This is a genomic window from Shewanella sp. AS16 (genome assembly GCF_021412365.1).
Lineage (GTDB): Bacteria > Pseudomonadota > Gammaproteobacteria > Enterobacterales > Shewanellaceae > Shewanella > Shewanella salipaludis.
Genome location: NZ_JAKCLK010000030.1, coordinates 1 through 1,376 on the forward strand (window position 1 = coordinate 1; position 1,376 = coordinate 1,376).

A 1,376-nucleotide genomic window follows, 5' to 3' on the forward strand; every position below is an offset into this window, starting at 1 on the left:
TAGCTATGCATGAAAGTGAATGGCGATCGGTTTGGGGGCTTACGGCGTTCATACCGTCTGTTTTCGACAGTTTCTCTCCGGGAAGTTAATCTGCCATAAGCCTGGATAACAGGGCACGGTGATACTCCGTAATAGCGATCAGCACCTCCGCATACTCTCTGTCCCCGACACGCTTGCCGTCGATAAAGAGTTTTTTCTGCAACGCCCCCAGTCGCATAACTTCTTTCAGCACCCGGTCATCAGTCAGTGAGTTAACTTTCTTACCGAGAGCTGCCGCCCGTAAAAAACCAGAAACGGTCTTGCCGCATTCAGCAGCCCTTTTTCTGATTTCCTGGTCTTCTTCTGCCGTCAGACGAACAGGGCGACTGATAGCCCGCCTGCGCGTATTACTTCCACTTCGTTTTGTCATAAAACATGGCTCCGTATCTGACATGGGGTGTCGGGGCGAAGCCCTGACCAGGGTAATTGTAATAGCGTGCATGTATGCGCGGTATAACAATTGCACATCCTGTCCTGTCAGCAAGCTCGAATTACCGACAAAGGCACGGCAGTTTTTTGGCAGTGACAGTATTGTCAGGCAGAAATACCCGTCAAAGCGTCAGACGGCAGAATACCGGCGGTAAAACAGTCGAAAAGTGGTACGCGATATAATCACACAACGCAGATGACAGACAGAACGGAGAAAACGAAAAGATGAACAAGCAGCAGCAAGCTGTACTCAACATGGCAGGATTCATAAAAAGCCAGAGCCTGACGCTGCTCGAAAAGCTGGACGCACTCGATGCTGACGAACAGGCTGCCATGTGTGAGAAGCTGCACGAACTCGCAGAAGAAGGGGTCTGACGCTCAGTGGAACGAAAACTCACGTTAAGGGATTTTGGTCATGAGATTATCAAAAAGGATCTTCACCTAGATCCTTTTAAATTAAAAATGAAGTTTTAAATCAATCTAAAGTATATATGAGTAAACTTGGTCTGACAGTTACCAATGCTTAATCAGTGAGGCACCTATCTCAGCGATCTGTCTATTTCGTTCATCCATAGTTGCCTGACTCCCCGTCGTGTAGATAACTACGATACGGGAGGGCTTACCATCTGGCCCCAGTGCTGCAATGATACCGCGAGACCCACGCTCACCGGCTCCAGATTTATCAGCAATAAACCAGCCAGCCGGAAGGGCCGAGCGCAGAAGTGGTCCTGCAACTTTATCCGCCTCCATCCAGTCTATTAATTGTTGCCGGGAAGCTAGAGTAAGTAGTTCGCCAGTTAATAGTTTGCGCAACGTTGTTGCCATTGCTGCAGGCATCGTGGTGTCACGCTCGTCGTTTGGTATGGCTTCATTCAGCTCCGGTTCCCAACGATCAAGGCGAGTTACAT

The 1,376-nt window shown here is 49.1% G+C and carries 3 protein-coding genes; 1 reads left to right on the top strand and 2 read right to left on the bottom strand.

The window, feature by feature from the left end; translation table 11 throughout:
* Nucleotides 1-85 precede the first annotated feature (85 nt).
* Entirely contained in the window at nucleotides 86-409 is a 324-nt protein-coding gene (gene mobA / locus LZP73_RS19125; protein ID WP_000166966.1) for a plasmid mobilization protein MobA, read from the bottom strand.
* A 284-nt stretch (nucleotides 410-693) separates the two neighbouring features.
* Here mobA and LZP73_RS19130 point away from each other — a divergent pair, with 284 nt between their 5' ends.
* Complete coding sequence (locus LZP73_RS19130; RefSeq protein ID WP_001677812.1) at nucleotides 694-843, top strand: Rop family plasmid primer RNA-binding protein; 150 nt, start codon at nucleotides 694-696, stop codon at nucleotides 841-843.
* Between the two features lie 138 nt (nucleotides 844-981).
* Here the strand turns inward: LZP73_RS19130 and LZP73_RS19135 are convergent.
* On the bottom strand, nucleotides 982-1,376 hold a 395-nt coding region (locus LZP73_RS19135), incomplete at its 5' end, for a serine hydrolase (protein ID WP_234236499.1).